Origin of the sequence: Flavobacterium sp. I3-2 (assembly GCF_013389595.1) — a bacterium.
GTDB lineage: Bacteria > Bacteroidota > Bacteroidia > Flavobacteriales > Flavobacteriaceae > Flavobacterium.
On sequence record NZ_CP058306.1, the window covers coordinates 1,611,479 to 1,630,477 of the forward strand.

16 protein-coding genes are annotated in these 18,999 nt (G+C 31.2%); 10 read left to right on the forward strand and 6 right to left on the reverse strand.

Annotated elements, in window-relative coordinates; translation table 11 throughout:
* Nucleotides 1-73: 73 nt before the first annotated feature.
* From HW119_RS07605 to HW119_RS07615, 3 genes are all read left to right on the forward strand, one after another.
* Nucleotides 74-841 (forward strand): cyclase family protein, encoded by a 768-nt coding sequence (locus tag HW119_RS07605; protein ID WP_177762815.1) that lies wholly within the window; start codon nucleotides 74-76, stop codon nucleotides 839-841.
* A 3-nt stretch (nucleotides 842-844) separates the two neighbouring features.
* Nucleotides 845-1,210 carry an MmcQ/YjbR family DNA-binding protein gene (locus tag HW119_RS07610; protein WP_177762818.1) on the forward strand — a complete coding sequence of 122 codons (366 nt, stop codon included), beginning with the start codon at nucleotides 845-847 and terminating at the stop codon, nucleotides 1,208-1,210.
* Between the two features lie 91 nt (nucleotides 1,211-1,301).
* Nucleotides 1,302-2,036, forward strand: coding sequence for a PH domain-containing protein (locus HW119_RS07615; protein WP_177762821.1), 735 nt, complete (start codon nucleotides 1,302-1,304; stop codon nucleotides 2,034-2,036).
* 51 nt (nucleotides 2,037-2,087) lie between these two features.
* Here the strand turns inward: HW119_RS07615 and HW119_RS07620 are convergent, their stop codons facing one another.
* Together HW119_RS07620 and HW119_RS07625 are read right to left on the reverse strand one after the other, a co-directional pair.
* Nucleotides 2,088-2,870, reverse strand: a complete 783-nt coding sequence (locus HW119_RS07620) for an energy transducer TonB (protein ID WP_177762825.1) — start codon at nucleotides 2,868-2,870, stop codon at nucleotides 2,088-2,090.
* Entirely contained in the window at nucleotides 2,870-3,247 is a 378-nt protein-coding gene (locus tag HW119_RS07625) for an energy transducer TonB (RefSeq protein ID WP_177762828.1), read from the reverse strand. The genes HW119_RS07620 and HW119_RS07625 overlap by 1 nt, the downstream gene beginning before the upstream one ends.
* A 131-nt stretch (nucleotides 3,248-3,378) precedes the next feature.
* Here HW119_RS07625 and HW119_RS07630 point away from each other — a divergent pair, with 131 nt between their 5' ends.
* The gene (locus HW119_RS07630; RefSeq protein WP_177762832.1) at nucleotides 3,379-4,161 is read left to right on the forward strand and encodes an alpha/beta fold hydrolase; all 783 of its coding nucleotides are present in this window, start codon (nucleotides 3,379-3,381) and stop codon (nucleotides 4,159-4,161) included.
* On the opposite strand, the gene HW119_RS07635 is transcribed toward HW119_RS07630, so the two are convergent.
* The 4 genes from HW119_RS07635 to HW119_RS07650 all read right to left on the reverse strand — a co-directional run bounded on the left by HW119_RS07635 (nucleotide 4,162) and on the right by HW119_RS07650 (nucleotide 13,026).
* Nucleotides 4,162-6,912: a PD-(D/E)XK nuclease family protein gene (locus HW119_RS07635; RefSeq protein WP_177762835.1), complete on the reverse strand. Its 2,751-nt coding sequence runs from the start codon at nucleotides 6,910-6,912 to the stop codon at nucleotides 4,162-4,164.
* 126 nt (nucleotides 6,913-7,038) lie between these two features.
* Entirely contained in the window at nucleotides 7,039-8,529 is a 1,491-nt protein-coding gene (locus tag HW119_RS07640) for a thrombospondin type 3 repeat-containing protein (protein ID WP_177762838.1), read from the reverse strand.
* Nucleotides 8,530-8,643: 114 nt separating this feature from the next.
* On the reverse strand, nucleotides 8,644-9,837 hold the full coding sequence (gene kbl, locus HW119_RS07645; protein ID WP_177762841.1) for a glycine C-acetyltransferase: 1,194 nt from the start codon (nucleotides 9,835-9,837) through the stop codon (nucleotides 8,644-8,646).
* An 18-nt stretch (nucleotides 9,838-9,855) separates the two neighbouring features.
* Nucleotides 9,856-13,026, reverse strand: a complete 3,171-nt coding sequence (locus HW119_RS07650) for a UvrD-helicase domain-containing protein (RefSeq protein WP_177766567.1) — start codon at nucleotides 13,024-13,026, stop codon at nucleotides 9,856-9,858.
* Nucleotides 13,027-13,140: 114 nt separating this feature from the next.
* On the opposite strand from HW119_RS07650, the gene HW119_RS07655 reads away from it, so the two are divergent.
* From HW119_RS07655 to HW119_RS07680, 6 genes are all read left to right on the forward strand, one after another.
* Nucleotides 13,141-13,746, forward strand: a complete 606-nt coding sequence (locus HW119_RS07655) for a superoxide dismutase (RefSeq protein ID WP_125019953.1) — start codon at nucleotides 13,141-13,143, stop codon at nucleotides 13,744-13,746.
* A 130-nt stretch (nucleotides 13,747-13,876) separates the two neighbouring features.
* Complete coding sequence (locus HW119_RS07660; protein ID WP_177762844.1) at nucleotides 13,877-14,563, forward strand: pseudouridine synthase; 687 nt, start codon at nucleotides 13,877-13,879, stop codon at nucleotides 14,561-14,563.
* A gap of 46 nt (nucleotides 14,564-14,609) precedes the next feature.
* The gene (locus tag HW119_RS07665; protein WP_177762846.1) at nucleotides 14,610-15,692 is read left to right on the forward strand and encodes an endonuclease/exonuclease/phosphatase family protein; all 1,083 of its coding nucleotides are present in this window, start codon (nucleotides 14,610-14,612) and stop codon (nucleotides 15,690-15,692) included.
* Between the two features lie 61 nt (nucleotides 15,693-15,753).
* On the forward strand, nucleotides 15,754-16,158 hold the full coding sequence (locus tag HW119_RS07670; protein WP_177762849.1) for a hypothetical protein: 405 nt from the start codon (nucleotides 15,754-15,756) through the stop codon (nucleotides 16,156-16,158).
* A 28-nt stretch (nucleotides 16,159-16,186) separates the two neighbouring features.
* Entirely contained in the window at nucleotides 16,187-16,753 is a 567-nt protein-coding gene (locus HW119_RS07675; protein ID WP_177762852.1) for a hypothetical protein, read from the forward strand.
* Nucleotides 16,754-16,790: 37 nt separating this feature from the next.
* Entirely contained in the window at nucleotides 16,791-18,830 is a 2,040-nt protein-coding gene (locus tag HW119_RS07680) for a dipeptidyl-peptidase 3 family protein (RefSeq protein WP_177762855.1), read from the forward strand.
* Nucleotides 18,831-18,999: the final 169 nt, after the last annotated feature.

The window sequence follows — 18,999 nt, forward strand, 5'->3', positions numbered from 1 at the left end:
ATCCAAGTACTTATCGTTAATTTATAATTTGTTTTTATATATTTATCTGAGCGTTTTAGCTAAATAACATACCATGAAAACAAGTATTCAACACAATCATAAAACCTACGAAATAGATTTATCTAAACCTTTAGATATTTCGTTACCAATTCAAAACAACGAGCAAAACCCAATTGCTTGGTATTTAGATAAACCTGAAATTATTCCAGTGGTTATGGGAGATTTTGTAGGAAGCGTTTCTTCAGGGAAATCATCAACCAATTTTAATAATATTTTGTTTAATCCGCACGGACACGGAACGCATACCGAGTGTTTAGGGCATATTACCAAAGATTTTTATTCGATCAATCAAACCTTAAAACAATTCTTTTTTATAGTTGAATTGATTTCGGTTGAACCTCAAACTTTCGAATCGGATTTTATCATTACAAAAAATCAAATCGAAAAAGCTTTAAACGGAAAAACACCTGAAGCTTTGGTTATTCGTACGATGCCAAATCTTTCCGATAAAAAGCATAAGAATTATTCGAATTCAAATCCGGCATATCTAACCGAAGAAGCTGCAATTTACATTCGAGAAATAGGAGTGAAGCATTTGTTGATTGATTTGCCAAGCGTAGATAAAGAAGTTGACGAAGGTAAATTGTTAGCGCATAAGGCTTTTTGGAATGTGCAAAATACACAAATTGTTAATGAAGATGCACGTTTTGATTGTACAATTACCGAACTTATTTTTGTTGAAGATGCAATTAAAGATGGTGCTTATGTTATTAATATGCAAATAGCTTCGTTTGAAAACGATGCGTCGCCAAGTAAACCTATTTTATATCAAATATTTTAGCTTATGCAACTCGATCAGTTTTACGATTTTTGTTTGAATTTAAAAGGAACCACCGAACATTTTCCGTTCGATGAGGATACGTTGGTTTTTAAAGTTGGCGGTAAAATCTATGCACTTTCTTCGCTTTCTGAATGGGAAAACGGAAATCCGAAGGTGAATCTTAAATGCGATCCTGAGAAGGCAATTGAACTTCGCGAAAGTTATTCAGGAATCGAAGCGGGTTATCACATGAACAAGAAACATTGGAATACAGTTAAAATTAACGAAGATGTTCCGTTGGTTTTGCTTCGTGAATTGATCCAACAGTCGTATGATTTGGTATTTAAAAGTTTGTCTAAGAAAGCACAGATTGAAGTTAATGAAAATTAAAATGTTTTGATAAATAAATTTATTGATGTAATTTTAATTGATAAATCTCAGTCGTGAATTCGAATTGAGTTTTTTAAAAAAGAAATCATTTATGTTAGATAATTTAAAAAAGATTTTAAACGAAGACCAAGATCCAAAAGCAATAGAAAAAATCACTGAAAAGTTAGATAATCTTTTAATGCAAGGTGAGGAAATTGGTTACATTGGTGTTCAGAAAAAACCTGCTTTGACGGTTTTTCCTGATAGTATTGTGATGACTAATAAAAGGATCATTATTTGTAAACCTAAAAATTTAGGATTGTCAATGAGTTTTACAGATTATGATTGGCAAGAAATTGTTGCGCCAATGGTTAAGGAAAATTTATTAGGATCTGAATTTTCTTTTGTAACAAAAACCGATATTACAGAAACCATCGATTATATTCCAAAGAATCAAGCTAGAAAATTATATACGTTTGCTAAAGAACAATTGGAATTGAGCAAGCAATCAACTTTGTTTTCAAAATTCGAAGCTCACGTCGAAGAAGCAGAAATTGTAATAGACGAGGCAGAAATAATTCCTGAAGTTGTTGTTGAGGAAGTGACTGATTTTTCTTCTTTAATTGAGCAGCCTAAGCAATTGATTGCAACTGATGATTTCAAAGAAGAAGTTGCCGAAGTAATTGCTCAAAATCAAGAAATGGCAAAAGAAAATAAATCTTTAAATCAATTGACAAAAGAAGAATTATTTGAAAAACTTCAGAATTATAAAAAACTATTAGATAACGGTTTAATTCTTCAAGGCGAATATGATGCGTTAAAAAATGAAATAATTAAGTTTTTATAATGTGATTTTTGTTAAAATGCCCTAAACGTTAAAAACTTTTAGGGCATTTTTTTATTTTTTTATAGAAAGTGTAACAGGTAATTTCATAGTTGATTTAACTTTTTTGCCATTCTCAACTGCAGGTTCCCAAGGAGTACATTTGGCAAGCGCTCTTTTTACTGCTTTGTTTAAATATTCGTCAGGTTTTTTATCTACAATTGTTTTGATATTTTCAAATTTACCTTCTTCATTGATGGTAAATTCAATCATATATCTAAACTCGTTCGAAGTCTTATTTTCTCCTGTATCGTAAGCGCCTTTTTTATAATAATATCTTTCCCAAAAATCTCTCGGATAAATCATATGCGTATTGAATTCATAATAAAAGGCTCTATATTCTGCCTCAAGCGCTCTCCTTTTTTCAATACTATTTTCGCTTTTTTCGTAATCTGGTAAACTAAAATTTATAGTTATTGGTATTGAAGTGTATGAAGAAACGTTTATCCCATTTCTTTGCGAAGGAATCCAATCAGGAAGCGTTTTAAAAATTTGACTGATCTCAGGCGTCAATTTATATTTATCGTTTAAAACTTTTACATTGTCTAGTTTACCATTTTCGTCTACTTGAAAAGAAATAATTAAGCTTAGTTGTTTACGGTTGATTTCTAAAATTCGTTCTGTAGGAATTGAAAAGGACTCGGCAAATTTTAATTTAAAATTATCTAAGCCATCTACAGGTTTCGCTCTGATTATTTCTTCTTTGTAATCAATAGTTGTTGAATCGTTTTCTATCTGTCCATAACTGCCCAATGGAGCTAGAATAGAAGTAAAGCAAAATAAAAAAAACTTCTTCATTATTTTTCAAAATTTACATCCATTTGTACAATAGATCTGACGGGTAAATTGTTTTTTCGTGCCGCTTTCCAATAAGGACATTTTTTTATAGCTTGTCCAATTTCTTTACTACAAACAAATGGTTTTTCTGAAAGAATTTCTACGTTTTTAATCTCTCCATTTTTTTCAACAATAAATCTAAGTTGAATTTGATTTTTTTCTCTTTTATTGATTTTTACTTTACAATTGATGTTATCCGAAATGTATTTGTTGAAATTAGCATATCCACCTTGATACGTAGCTATTTGATCTACTTCAAAGTAAATGCGATTGTCATCTTCTTGAGCATATGTAAATAAATAAAAAGAAAATAACAGAAGAGTTAAAATTTTTTTCATAATGTTTTTTTAGCAAAAATACTCTTTTTTATTACATAAGTCAATGTTGATATTTATTTGATAAATTGAACAAACACTTTTTTATAAGATGTAAAGTTGTTTTAATTTTGTGATTTAATATTTTTATTAAGGTGGAAACGTTTACATATAAAAACACTCAAATTAGTTATACAGAATCTGGAAAAGGTTCAGCTTTAGTTTTTTTGCATGGTTTTTTAGAAAATAAAAACATGTGGACATCTTATGTAAATTATTTCAATGCTAAATATCGTGTCATAACAATTGATTTATTTGGTCACGGTGAATCTGAAAATTTTGGATACATTCACACCATGGAAGATCAAGCAGATATGATTTATGCTTTGCTTTCTGAATTACGAATTCGAAAAGCAACTTTAATTGGGCATTCAATGGGTGGTTATGTAGCTTTAGCTTTTGCAGAATTGTATCCGGATCATGTTCGTAGTTTGGTTTTGATTAACTCGTCAACACGTTCTGATTCTAATGAACGTAAGTTTAATAGAGATCGTGCAATTCAGGTTGTCAAAAAAAATGCAACTGCTTTTATTTCTATGGCAATTAATAATTTGTTTTCTGATTCGGCTCGAGAATTGTTTGCTGATCAGATTGATTTAATTCGTGAACAAGCTTTGAAAACTTCTGTTCAAGGAGTTGTAGCTGCTCTTGAAGGAATGAAAATTAGAAATGATCGAGAGGTTTTATTGCATTTTGGACCTTATTCAAAATTAATTGTAACTGGTAAACAAGATTTAATTGCACCAGAATCTGAAATTTTAGACGAAACAAAAGAAGCCGATGTAACTACTTTTGTTTTAGATTGTGGTCACATGGCTCCGTTAGAAAAAGAATCTGAATTAATTCAAATCTTGCAAAATTTTTTTAAGAAAAAATAATTAAACTTCAGCTTCAATAAAAGCTAATTCAGGATTTAAAATTTCTAAAATTAAATGAATTAGTTCTTCTTTAAATTGTTTGATAATTTGTTTGTCAATGTTATTAATGATGTTTTTATCTTCTTTTAAACCAAATAATAAATAGCCTTCTTTTCTGTTTTTAAATGAATAAATAGCCACTTGCAAATCGTGGTTATTGATATGGTCTTGATACATCAAAGCGTAGCCTAAAAGCTGAATAACTTTTTCGTATTTTAAATCTTTGGTAAGTCCTTCAAAATTTTGAATAGTTACATTAGATTTTTCGACCTTTCCGGTTTTGTAATCAATAATTCGAATGACATTATCGCGTAATTCAATACGGTCAACAATTCCTGAAATTTTTACAGGATAAGGAAGTCTGTCGTCATTTATTTCGTGTGATAAACGTTGTTCTAATCCTAAAATTTTTAAAGCAACACCGTTCTCAATTTCTGTTTTTTCTAGTTTTAAAAAATGAAATATATTTCGTTTGGCAACCTCAAACGCTAATAAGTTTTTACCTAACTTATCTGTATTGCTTGAATAAACTTCGTTAAATTGTTCTGAAATTTTTTGATTCGCATTTTCAATCATCCAGTCAAAATCTGCAATTGTAAGAAATTTACCTATAAATGGTTTGTATAATTCTTCTAATGAATTATGAATGATTGTTCCGAGTGTGTTCAAAGCAACGTTTTCTTCAACTTCATCGACTTCGTTGATTCCTAAAACACGTTGAAAATAAAATTGCATCGGATTTCTTAAATAATTCGATAATGCCGAAGGAGAAAAACCTTTATCAGTTGCTATATTTTTTAGTTTCTCGTTTAATAAATTTGATTTTTCAATGCTTAGATTTTCATAAGCTTTATCTGGAATTAACGCAAAATAATTTTCGTTAGAGATGTTGTGTTTTTTGCGTTTGTCTAATTCTAATTGTGTGATAAATCTACTTTTTTCACCTGCATCAATTCCTTCAGAATCGGTGTTGTGTAATAAATAAATATTTTTTGCTCTTAATAAAAGATGATAAAAATGATAGCTGTAAATAGCGTCTTTCTCTTTAAAAGTCGGTAAGCCTAATTCTAATTTTACATCAAACGGAATAAATGAATTGTTTGTTTTTCCGGCAGGGAATTTCCCTTCATTTAATGATGTGATAATAACGGTTTCAAAATCTAAAACACGACTTTCTAGAACACCCATAATTTGAAGTCCTGATAAAGGTTCACCTTCAAATGAAACTTCTGCAAGTTCAATAATTTGTTTGTAAATACTAAAAAGTTGGTCGGCCGAATTGATGCTGTCGTATTTTATTACATAGTTTTTTAGTTGGTTAATAGCCTTGTAAATAGCATATAAGAAGGTTAATGAAAGTTTGTCTTCTTTTTCGTTAAGATTAGCTTTGATTAACAATAAAATTTTAATTAATCGATTGGTGATTTCAAGTGCATTCTGATTCCATTTTTCTGTAAGGATTGAAAATAATTCATTTTCTTTTTCTTGAAATTGACTCAGCATCACATCTGAAAAGAACGTCAAATTATTTTTGTTTATTTTGTCAACTACTTTGAAACTATGAATCATTCCTTCGATTAAAGGGTGTGCTAAAACTTCTGTTACATCTTTATGATAAAAGGTATATGTTTTTTTATTTCGGTTTAAAGCATTGATGTGCATTCTAAACCATTTTTGAATAAATATTTGAACTGGATTTGATTTGCTGTCATAACCCATTGTAATGTTCAAACTTTTTACTTCGTTTGGTAACGAGTATAAAACAGGAATTAATAGATTTTCTTCACTCAAAACAATTGCAACATCAGTTAAGTCCGTTTTTGTTTTGCTAATTTCTTCAATTATTTTTCCTGTAATTTTAGCTTGTCCAACCGATTTTGGTGTACTAATTATTTGTATGTTTTTTTCTTGACTAAATTCATCTACAATCCATTCAAACGGATGTGTATTATAGTAACCCCAATTAGATTTTATCTTACGAGCAAATAATCCTGCGTCGTGAAACGGGTCATTTAGGATTGATTGGTCAATGTCCCAAAATATTTTAGCAATATTATGTTTTAAAAGTTCTTGAATGATTTTTTCTTCTGATTGATTTAAGGCGTTAAATCCGGCAAAATATATTTTAGTATTATTATTTTCAGAAATAAAATTTTGAAGGTTTCGAACAGCTTCTCTGTAGATTAAACCTTGATAACCCTTTTTTTCTTTTATTAAATATTCGTATAAGTTGCTGTAATATATTGGCATCATATCCCAAAAGTTAAGATATTTTTCAATCATCGGTGTTCTGTTTTCCAAATCTACAGCCCAATGTTTAATATCTTCTATATCTTTTAAGTATGAAAAAACATGCTCAGGTTTTAATAAGTAGCGGTCAATTTCATTGAAATCTCCTAATAGCATTTTAGCCCAATTTGAAAAAGTTTCAAAATCTTGAACGTTTTCTTTAGGTGTTAGTTTTTTGTAAACTTCATAAAAGCAGAATAATAATTCAATATTATCTATGGATTTAATTTTTGCTATTTCATAAATAAATTCTTCAATGCTTATAATTTTTGGAGCAAAGAACGTTTTAGTAGTTTGCTTTTTCAATTTTTCAATAAAGAAGATTCTTGCTCTTTTGTTTGGTAAAACTAGCGTTAAATTTTCAAAGTTTTCTGGGAAATCTTGTATTATTTGCGAAGCTATTTTGTCTAAGAATGTATTCATGAATTAGTTAAGTTCTTTGTGCTTTATGATTGAAGTTGTTTTGACATGTTTTCGAAATTAAACAAAAAAAATCAGAACAGAAATAAATTCTGTTCTGATTTTATTATTTAAAATAATCGTTATTAATTATTTTCTTTTTTTAGCTGGTTTAGAAGCAGGAAGGTCATTTTTCTTCATTACTTTAAACTCATCGCTAGAAATAGTTCTTACGATTACTTTTCTATCTTTTTGTCTTTCTTCGTTAGAAGCAGAAGCAGGTACTGTTGCATCTTGGCTTCCAATTCCGATAGATTTTAATACTTCTGGGTTAACCCCTCTTGCCTCTAAAGCTTTTACTACAGCTGCAGCTCTTTCTTTAGATAGTTTTAAGTTAACTGCTTCAGAACCAGTTTTGTCAGTCATACCAATTACTACGAAGTTTTCTTTTGGAGAATTCTTGATAATATTTGCTGCTTCATCTAATTTAGATGCAGACTCTGGTCTTAAAGTTGATTTACCTAAGTTGAATAAGATGTTTTGAAGTTTTTCAGTTACAACTTGTTCAGTTGGTTTAGGTTTTGGACATCCGTCGTATTCTTTTAATCCAGGTACATCAGGACATTTATCAAATTTGTCTGGAACACCATCACCGTCTCTGTCTGGCCAAGGACAACCGTTGTTTTCAATTGGACCAGGAACTAATGGACATTCGTCTAATTGATCAGGAATTCCGTCACCGTCAGTGTCTGGACATCCGTTGAATTGTGGTAATCCTGGAATTTCTGGACAAGCATCTTGATTATCTGGGATTCCATCACCATCAGTATCAGGACAACCATTAAATTCAGCTAAACCAAATACATCTGGACAATCATCTAAATGATCAGGGATTCCGTCACCGTCAGTATCAGGACAACCATTGAATTGTTTTAAACCTGGAATTTCTGGACACTCATCGTATTTATCTAGGATTCCGTCTCCGTCAGTATCTTTTCCACCGAAACGGAAAGTTACTCCAGCAATATGTTGTAAATGTGATGGAACGTCAACATTTGGAGTTCTTGTATCATCAAATGAATATTTGTAAGTGGAAGATAAGTTTAATCCAATGTTTTCTGTAAACCAGAAGCCTAAAGATAAACCTCCACCAACTGTTCCAGCTGATGCTTTACCTAAGAATTCGTAACCTCCACCTACGAAGATAGCAGGGTCAAACCAACTGTCTTTGATGAAACGGTATTTAACGTTTGCGTCGATAGCATAGTACATTAAATCTACATCAACTCTTTCACGTTGACCTGTATTAACCCAGTTTGGTTTAGCAGTAGTTCCGTTGTTCACGTAAATTGGGTTAACCATTTTAGTCATTTTGTTAACAGAACCTGTTAAACCAACTGAAAATTTACCTCCAATGTGACGAGAAACACCTAATACAGATGCAGATGGTAAAATACTCCAGTTTTTTGTTTCGAAGTATTGTCCCATTTGGTTCTCAAATTTCGACGCAGCACTTACACGAGCTCCATCTAAAGCATTCATACCCACGGTAACAGCCCACGGTTGGTCTGCATTCTGTGCTTGAGTTGTTACTCCAGCAAATAAGATAGCAGCTACAAATAATTTGTTGAAATGTTTCATAACTATTGTTTTTTACAAAATGTAATATCTGTACAAAAGTACATTGTTAATATGTAAAATCAAAAAAAAAAGTTAATTAATTTTAGTTGATTTCTTTGTTTTTGGTAGTTTTTGTTAAATTATGCCTAATTCTTTCGCGATTTTTGTAAAAGCTGCGATTGCTTTGTCTAAATGAGCTTGTGTATGAGCTGCAGATAATTGTACACGAATTCTCGCTTTATCTTTTGGTACAACAGGGAAGAAGAATCCAATAACATAGATGCCTTCTTGTAATAATTTATCTGCCATAACTTGTGATAACTTTGCATCATACAACATTACGGGTACAATTGCAGAATCTCCGTCAATGAAATCAATACCAGCTTCTCTCAAACCTTTTTTGAAATAATTTGTATTCCATTCTAATTGGTCTCTTAAAGTTGTATCTTTTTCTAATAATTCGAAAACTTTTAATGAAGCTCCTACAATTGCTGGAGATAAAGAGTTTGAGAATAAATACGGACGTGAACGTTGACGTAATATTTCAATAACTTCTTTTTTAGCAGTTGTGTAACCACCCATAGCGCCACCTAAAGCTTTACCTAATGTTCCTGTAATGATATCTACACGACCCATTACGTTTTTGTATTCTAAAGTTCCTTTACCAGTTGCTCCAATAAATCCGGCAGCGTGACATTCGTCAACCATAACCATGGCATCGTATTTATCTGCTAAATCACAAATTTTATCTAGCGGTGCAACTAATCCGTCCATTGAGAAAACTCCGTCTGTAACTATTAATTTAAAACGACGTCCGTCTGCAACAGCTTGTTGTAATTGTTTTTCTAAATCTGCCATGTCGTTATTTTCGTAACGGTAACGAGCAGCTTTACATAAACGAACTCCATCAATAATTGAAGCATGATTTAAACTATCTGAAATAATACAATCTTCAGCTCCTAATAAAGGTTCAAAAACACCACCATTAGCATCGAATGCAGCAGCATATAAAATAGTATCTTCAGTTCCGTAGAACGATGCAATTTTAGATTCTAATTCTTTATGAATATCTTGAGTTCCACAAATGAAACGTACAGACGACATTCCAAATCCATGAGTATCTAAAGCATCTTTTGCAGCTTGAACAACTTCTGGATGTGAAGAAAGTCCTAAATAGTTGTTTGCACAGAAATTTAATACGGTTTCTCCAGTACTAATTTTAATTTCTGCACCTTGAGGTGAAACGATGATGCGTTCTTTTTTGTAAAGTCCACTTTCTTTAATCGATTCAAGTTCGGCTTGTAAGTGATTTTTAATAGATCCGTACATAATTTATTTTAAGTTGAGTTATTGCAAATGTATTATTTTTAAATCATCTTCTTGGGTATAAACCAAAGCTTTTTTGGTTACGTTCAATCCCATTTCAATTAGAGCTAATTCGTATTCTTTTACTTGCTCTTCGTGTTTTTTGTGATAAGCTCCAGTTTTATAATCTAAAATGTAAGCTTCCTTATCTTTAATGACTACGCGGTCGGGTTTTATATTTGGCATTCCTTTTTTAAGAATGTTTTGTTCGTTAAAGACTTTAAAATCATCTCTAAAGAAATCTTGTAATTCTTCGTGATTACAAATCATTTCAATACTTGAGCGTACTTTATCTTCTTGGTCTAAAACCAATAAACCTTCAAAAATAGCTGTTGAAATAGCTTCTTTAATATCTTTTTTGTATTTAATTTTTGAAAGGATTTCGTGCACTAAATTACCGTATTCAATAGATTTTTGTGTTGATGTATCCCACATTAAAGCTTCGCGTTGTGCAATTTTAATGGTATTTTCTTTATCTATTCCGTGTTCAACGGCTGTAATTAGTTTTGGCGAAGTTGCTTCAATTTCTTCAGGAGAAAGTATTTTCTTTTCTGAAATTCGAACTTTTTCTCCGAACGGATAAACGTTTTCTTCTTCCGAAAATAAATTTAAATTTTGTAAAAAAGACACAAATAACGACGACATATTATTCGCTAATTCACCTTTTGAACTTATTTTTTTGTTGGAAATGATATACAATTGTTCTTCGGCACGTGTTAAAGCAACATAAAGTACGTTGATGTTGTCAAGTAAATCTTCTTGCTTTTTAATGTCGAAAATTTCTTGTGCTTTTACACCATATTCACGAACATTTTTATTTAAATCGATTAATGCTTTTGGAATGTTTAATTCATCAAAACCTTCAATTTCTACCCAAATTTTATCTCGTGAACGCGAATAATCTTCTTCGGCAAACGGAAAAATAACCACCGGAAATTCCAAACCTTTTGATTTGTGAATGGTCATCATTTTAACGGCATTTGTATTTTCTGGCGAAGGAATACTTAGTTTTTCATAATTATCTTCCCAGTAGGTAAGAAAATCAGAAATTGAACTTTGTAAACGAACGGTTCGTTCCAAAACCAAATCCATAAAATATTGTACGTACGAAAGTGTTTTCTTTTCTTTTATGAAATGATCAATGATGTATTCTGTGGTTACATATAACGAGTTTTTTCGTGCGAAAGCAAAATCCATCGGAATACCAAAATCGTTTAACCATTTCTGGAAATCGGTTTCGTTTCTGTGTTTCATTCCTTCCGTAATAAAATCGTGAACCGGTAAAACCGATTGTTTATTGCGAGCGATGAAATACAACATTTGAGCTTTGGCTTCGTCGTCGCGATTGTTTTTGATGTATTTTAAAACATTCAAAATCAGTTTAACTTCTGTTGCGTTATTAATCAATAACGTTTCTGAAGATAAAATTGGAATGTTGTTTTCTGTTAAGAAATTTGCCAATAAAACACCATCTTTTCTTTTTCGAGTTAAAATGGCAATGTCTTGATATTTGAAACCTTGAGCTAAAACATCTTCAATGGTTTTTAAAGTTGCTTTTAAATATTGATCGGTTTTGGTTTCTTCTTCGTTTTCCGATTTTTCTAAATCTTCCAAAAACTGAATTTCTACAAATCCACCTAATTTTGAATTGCTATTTTGCGAACTTTCGTTTTCGTATAAATATTTATAATCTGGATGTTCAAATTCGTTAGCAACATGTTTAAAGAAATCGTTATTAAACGTAATTACTTGTTCGTAACTACGATAATTGGTTTCTAAAAATTTGGTTGCTTTATCTGGATTTGAAAACGGATTTTCTTCTTTACTTAACGAAATAAATTGTTCTGCTTTTCCGCCACGCCATCTGTAAATAGATTGTTTTGGATCACCAACAATCATTAACGAGCCTTGAGCTCCCGAAGCATCTTCGCCTGAAAGCGCATTGTCAATTAACGGAATTAAATTATTCCATTGCATTTCCGATGTATCTTGAAATTCATCAATAAAGAAATGACGGTATTTTTCTCCCAAACGTTCGTAAATAAAAGGCGCTGGCTGATTTTGAATTTCGTTATTAATGATTGCGTTGAATTGCGAAATAGATAAAATATTTTGTTCGGTTTGAATGCGCTCAATTTCTAAACTAATGGAATTTAATAAAGAAAGTGGCGTAAGATTTTTTAAGAAAGCTTCGTAAAACGATTTCTTTCCGAAAGCTTCATAAATTTTGTTTGTTTGCTGAAGAAAATCAGGAATTAAACTTTCGATAACTTCTTTTTCTTTCGCTGTTTTATTAATTTTAATATCTTCTGGTTCAATATATTTTTTTGAGGAATTACTGAATTTGTCATCTAAAATCGATTGAATATGTTTAGGGAAATATTGTCCGGAAAATGATTTAATTTCAATTCCGTTTGTATTAATAATATCAAAAATTTCGTTAGCTAAAGCTTTAGCTAATTCGTTTAACTCTTTGATTTCAGCTTGAAGTTTTTTTCTAATCTCAATAAAATCAGGAATGGTTGCTTGATGGAATAGCTCTAATTCTGTTCGATTATTTTCGTTTAAAAGCAATCGGCCAATTTCCATTAATTCGCGTGAAACATCCCAACTTTTGTCGTTATCGGTTTTATCTAACGAAAAATCAATTAACAATTTGGTTAAGGTTTCGTCGGTTCCGGCTTTTGCAATGATTGAATCTACAGCTTCTTGTAAAAGAGCTTCGGTATCTAACGAAACATCGAAAGACATCGGTAAATCTAAATCGTGTGCAAACGAACGAATCACTTTATGGGTGAATTTATCAATGGTTGAAATATCAAAAGCAGCATAATTGTGAATGATGTTTTTGATAATGATTTTTGATTTTTCGCGAATTACAATTTCTTCCAAACCTGATTCTTCGGCAATTTGCTGCAACATTTGTGCATTTTTTTTGTCGATTTCTGGAAGTGAAAAAGCATACAAAGCGGAAACGATGCGCGATTTCATTTCGTTAACTGCTTTATTAGTAAAAGTGATGGCTAAAATTTTTCGATAACCATCATAAGATTTATCTAACATTAATATTTTTAGATATTCTTTTACCAAGGTATGTGTTTTTCCCGAACCTGCCGAAGCATTGTAAATAGAGAAAGCTGTTCTGTTCAAAATAGTTAGCTTTTTAAGATTTTGTTAACTTATAAAAGTTACGCCTTATTTTTTAATTTCAACAAATATTACTAAATTTGATTAAAAATAAATACTAATCATTAAAAATATTAAACCATGGCTTTTGAATTACCAAGTTTACCATATGCTTATGATGCATTAGAGCCTCATATTGACGCTCGTACAATGGAAATCCATCATACAAAACACCACCAAGCTTATACTACTAATTTAAATGCAGCTATCGCTGGAACTGAATTAGAAGGAAAAACAATTGAAGAAATCTTAGCTAACTTAGACATGTCTAACGGAGCTGTAAGAAATAACGGTGGTGGATTTTACAACCACAATTTATTCTGGACAGTAATGAGCCCAAATGGTGGTGGTTTACCAACAGGAGAATTAGCTGAAGCAATTGATGCTGCTTTTGGTTCTTTTGATGCTTTCAAAGATGCTTTCGCTAAAGCTGGAGCTACACAATTCGGGTCTGGATGGGCTTGGTTATGTGTGAAAGATGGTAAATTAGAAGTTTGTGCTACGCCAAATCAAGACAATCCATTAATGCCAGGTGTAACTTGTGGTGGAACTCCAATCTTAGGAATGGATGTTTGGGAACATGCTTACTACTTAAACTACCAAAACAGAAGACCAGATTATATCAACGCTTTCTTTAACGTGGTAAATTGGGCAGAAGTTGCAGCTCGTTTTGCAGCTAACAAATAATATAAAACGAATATCGTTTATATAGAAAAACGTCTGAGCAATCGGACGTTTTTTTGTTTTTATATAATTTCGAATATTCAATTTACCCTAACTTTGAAGCGTAAAATGATTTCCATAAATATACTAAAAAATGAATCCGTTAGAAATTCTTTATCAAGACGAATATATAATTGCTATTAATAAACCACACGGATTGTTGGTACATCAATCGCCAATTGCTCGTGATGCTTCTGAATTTGCTATTCAATTGTTGCGTGATCAAATTGGGAAGAAAGTTTTTCCGGTACATCGTTTAGATAGAAAAACTTCGGGTGTTTTACTTTTTGCTTTTGATAAAGAAGTGAATCGAATATTGACGGAACAATTTACAACCAAACAAATTGAAAAACGATATATAGCTATTGTACGTGGTTTTGCGCCTGAAGAAATGCTTATTGATTATCCGCTTTATAAAGATAACGGAGTTTTGCAAGAAGCACAAACTTTGATAAAATGTATGCAAACAGCTGAGATCGATTTGCCTTCGGGTAAACACCAAACTTCTCGATATAGTTTGGTTGAAGCTTTTCCGTATACCGGAAGAATGCATCAAATTCGTAAACATTTGGCGCATATTTTACATCCGATTATTGGAGATCGTCCGCACGGATGCAACAAACAAAATAAACTTTGGTTAGAGAAATATGAAATGAATACGATGATGTTACATGGAGCTTCGTTAAAATTAAATCATCCGGTTACGAACGAAGTTTTAGAAATTAAAGCAGAACCTCAATCAGAATTCAAACGAGTGATGCAACTGCTTAATTTTAAATAACTTGTTTGTTTTTTAGATAAATTTTCATACTTTCATATAAAAAACTATGAAAATTTTCTATTGCATATTCGGTTCGCTTTTAATTATTTCTACATTTATTCCTTTAATCCCAAATCAGCATTGGTTTTTTAGGGTTTTCGACTTTGGAAAAGTTCAAATTCTGATTTTTCAAGTATTGCTTTTAATCTTTGGTTTTATCTTCGTAAAAAGCGATGTGTTTTTTTATTGTTTTCAGATTGCCTTGATTGGTTGTGTGATTTATGAAGTTTCTTTATTGTATAAATACACGCCTTTGTTTAAAATTGAAAAACATATTAAAACGAATAAAGCTTCTAAAACAATTACTTTAATTTCTGCGAACGTTTTTCAGTTTAATAAAGATTATCAGAAGTTTATTTCCTACGTGAAAAAACAAAATCCAGATGTCATCTTAACGATGGAATCTAACGGTGATTGGGAAAATGCGATGCAGGTTTTTAAAAATAATTATCCTTATTTTGTTGAGGTTGGATTAGAAAATACTTATGGCATTCATTTATATTCAAAAATTGAAATTAAAAAATCTTCGGTTCATTATTTTGTTGCTGATGATATTCCAAGTGTCGAAGCTTTGATGAAAACCAAAGATGGATTTGAATTTGTTTTCTTTGGAGTGCATCCGCCGCCGCCTAGTCCCACGGAAGAAGAAACTTCTAAAGAACGAGATGGTGAATTATTATCTGTTGCTAAAAATATTCGAAATAATAAATATACCTCAATTGTTGTTGGAGATTTTAATAATGTTGCTTGGGCAAAATCTTCGGTTTTATTTAGGAAAACATCCGAAATGATTGATCCTAGAATTGGTCGTGGATTGATTTCTACTTTTCATGCCAAATATTGGTTTCTTCGTTTTCCGATCGATCAAATGTTTCATAGTTCAGATATTTTTGTTGAAAAAATAGAAGCTCAAGAAAATTTTGGCTCTGATCATTTGCCTTTATTTTGTGAATTTTATATCGATAAAAAGAATAATGTTCAAGATGATTTAGTCGAAGAACTTGAAAAAGACGAAATGAAAGAAGTTAACGAAATGATTAAAGAGGGTAAACAAGAAGATGGCGAAAGAGAAACTGTTGTTACAGAATAAATAACTCTTTATTAATCATACAAAATACCGTATCTTTACAAACATTATCAGAATAATATTTATGAAAGCATACGTTTCAGTAGATCACAATAGCAGAAAAAAATTAAGCAAAGAGATTATTGCTTTAGGAATGGCGTTAAGTACAGCCAGTGTTGAGCAATATATTTTTGTAGATAAGCACGTTTTTGAAGAAGGACAAGAGATCGAATTGGTTCAGAAAGCTTTAAAAGAAATTGATAATAGTAATTTTGTTATTGTCGAAACCACTTACGAAACCGTTACTTCATCTGTTGAAGTTGGTTACGCAAAAGCAAAACGCAAACCTATTGTTTATTTACAACATGAAAACGCGCCAATTTCTCCAATCTTATACGGATTGTCAAATTTTCATATCAAATACGCAAATCCAAAAGATTTATTCGACCAAATGAGTGAATTTCTTAAAAATATTTTACCGCAACAATAAGCTTTGATTTTCAGAGCTTACTTTTTTTATGCCAGTTACCAATTATCCTATATTTAAATCGGCCAAAATAAAAAAACTTTATTTTGAGTTTTATAGTTTAGCAATCATATTAATTGCAACGATTGCTTTTGTTTGGATGCGGTCGATTGCTGATATAAACGTTTACGCTTATTGGATTGTTACGATAATTTTTATTTTATCTTTCGTGCCATTAATTGTAACGATTATTTTAAATCATTATAAAATCGATTTCAAACGCGGGAAGTTTATAGGTAATCTTACCTTAAATAAAAATAACATCCAGATTGCAAAAGAAGAAATTCCGTTAGAAAATATCGAATCGATTCATTTTATTAACGATGATTTTTTTATTCGTTATGATAGAAATAAATGGATTGGACCAAAAATATCAAGTGGTGTAGGAAATGTTTGTACCTTGAAAACAAAAGAAGGAAAAATATATCAATTTAATTTTTATCAATCGCACGATAACGAGTTGGTAAAAGCTGAAATTGTTTTGAGATATTATCATTCAAAAAAAATATTGAGTTTAGAAAATTTAAATCAAATACTAAACGAAACCAAGAAATCGTAATATTCGTTATATTTGTTTTTACTTAAAGATTAAGAAGATGAAATTAAATACAATTGCAGCATTCACATTAGCAATGGTAATGTTCACATCATGTAATAAAAAAGAAACGCTTGATAAAAACAAAGCGTTGATAGATAGTTTGACTCAAATTCAATTTGAAGGCGATAAGTTTGCCGATATTGAAGTTTTAAAATACGACATTCCTAGTTGGAATAAATTAACCTTAAAAGAAAAGAAATTAGTTTATTATCTAGCGCAAGCTGGTTATGCAGGTCGTGATATTTATTGGGATCAGAACTACAAATACAATTTAAAAATCCGTGCCGCTTTAGAAAATATTTATCAAAATTTTGATGGTGATAAAACGACTGACGATTGGAAAAAATTCGAGGTTTATGTAAAACGTGTTTGGTTTTCAAACGGAATTCATCATCATTATTCAAACGATAAAATAAAGCCAGGTTTTTCTCAATCGTATTTTCAAAAGTTATTAAAAGATACAGATACCAATTTAGACGGAACTGTTGTTGAAATTTTGTTTAACGATGTTGATGCTAAAAAAGTAAACTTAGACGAATCAAAAGGATTTGTTCAAGGTTCTGCGGTGAACTTTTATGGCAAAAATATCTCAGATGTTGATGTCGAAAAATTCTATAATTCATTTGTACATTTAGATTCTTTACGTCCGATTTCAACAGGTTTAAACACCAAATTGATTCGTAATAATTCAGGTAAATTAGAAGAGAAAGTTTGGAAAAGTGGTGGCATGTACGGAGCAGCAATTGACCAAATTATTTTTTGGTTAGAAAAAGCTGTAACTGTTGCCGAAAATCCTGCACAAGCTGATGCATTAAAACTTTTAATCGAATTTTATAAAACAGGTGATTTAAAAACTTGGGATGCTTATAATATTGCATGGTTAAATGCAACCGAAGGAAATATCGATTACATCAACGGATTTATCGAAGTTTATAACGATCCGCTTGGACATAAAGGTTCGTACGAAAGTACCGTTCAAATCAAAGATTTTGATATGTCTGCCAAAATGGATGTGATTTCTAAAAGCGCACAATGGTTTGAAGATAATTCACCTTTATTACCAGAACATAAAAAGAAAAATGTAGTTGGTATTTCGTACAAAACTGTCGAAGTGGCTGCTGAATCTGGAGATACTTCACCAAGTACACCAATTGGAGTGAACCTTCCGAATGCTGATTGGATTCGTGCTGAACACGGTTCAAAATCGGTTTCATTAGGAAATATAATTGAAGCTTATAATAAAACCGGCGGAAGCGGAAAATTAAAAGAATTCGCTTACGATCAAACTGAAGTTGAATTATCAGAACGTTACGGCGAAATTGCAGATAAGTTACATACGGCTTTACACGAAGTTGTAGGACATGCTTCAGGGCAAATAAACAAAGGTGTTGGTTCGCCTAAAGAAACTTTGAAAAGTTACGCTTCTACTTTAGAGGAAGGTCGTGCAGATTTAGTGGCTTTGTATTATTTATACGATCCAAAAATTCAAGATCTAGGTTTGGTTGACGATTGGCAAAAAATGGGAATGGCGGCTTATAACGATTATATTCGTAATGGTTTAATGACGCAATTGGTTCGTATTGAACCAGGTCGAGATATCGAAGAAGCACACATGAGAAACCGTCAATGGGTGAGTGCTTGGGTTTATGAAAAAGGTAAAGCAGATAACGTAATTGAGAAAATTACTAAAGATGGTAAAACGTATTTCAAGATTAACGATTACGATAAACTACGAAACTTATTCGGTCAGTTGTTGCAAGAAACGCAACGTATAAAATCAGAAGGTGATTACGAAGCTGGTAAAGCCTTGGTTGAAACTTATGGAGTAAAAGTAGATCAGAAAATTCATGCTGAGGTTTTAGAACGTAACAAACAATTTAAAAACGCACCGTATCGTGGATTTGTAAATCCGGTTTTAGTTCCGATTACAGATGATAAAGGTGAAATTGTTGATATTATTATTTCGTATCCAAAAACGTTTGCAGAACAAATGTTATTCTATTCTAAGAACTTTAACTTCTTGCCTTTAGAGAATTAAGTCTTTAATTTTAAACTATAAAACTACATGATTAGAGTTATATTATATTACAATAGATATTTGTGGATATTGAATATAGTTTTCTATTTGTTAGTTTATTTTAGAATATTCCCTGCAAATGTTTTAACAAGTTTTTTTCTAAGTATTATAATCATTGGATCTAATGAAT